This window comes from Bradyrhizobium sp. Arg237L (genome assembly GCF_029990105.1).
Taxonomy (GTDB): Bacteria; Pseudomonadota; Alphaproteobacteria; order Rhizobiales; family Xanthobacteraceae; genus Bradyrhizobium.
Genome location: NZ_JAQMIL010000233.1, coordinates 1 through 429 on the forward strand (window position 1 = coordinate 1; position 429 = coordinate 429).

A 429-nucleotide genomic window follows, 5' to 3' on the forward strand; every position below is an offset into this window, starting at 1 on the left:
GATGCCTCCGACGTAGGACACGAGAGACGGACCGTGGCTGAAGAGCACAATGTTTTCCTTCGCTGGGCGCGGCTGAAGCAGGCCGCGAAAGAGCGCCGGGATGCGGAAGCGGCTCCGATAGACAGTGAAGCGGCAGCGCCACCTGCGACTGAGGCGGCGAGCGATGAGCCGTTCGACCTCACAAGCCTGCCGTCAATCGAATCGATCACCGCCAATGCGGACATTGCGGCGTTCCTGCGCGCCGGCGTGCCGGCCGAATTGACCCGCGCGGCGTTGCGCCGGGCCTGGACCAGCGATCCCGCCATTCGCGACTTCATCGGCATCGCGGAGAACCAGTGGGACTTCAACGATCCGAACGCAATTCCGGGGTTCGGTCCGCTCGATCCGGCGGAAAACGCCGCCGACCTTCTCGCGCAGGTCTCAAGGCGG

The 429-nt window shown here is 65.7% G+C and carries 1 protein-coding gene; it reads left to right on the forward strand.

The features are described 5' to 3' along the window. Nucleotides 1-33: 33 nt before the first annotated feature. A partial coding sequence (locus tag OZ411_RS43120) for a DUF3306 domain-containing protein (protein WP_282532829.1) occupies nucleotides 34-429 on the forward strand: 396 nt, incomplete at its 3' end.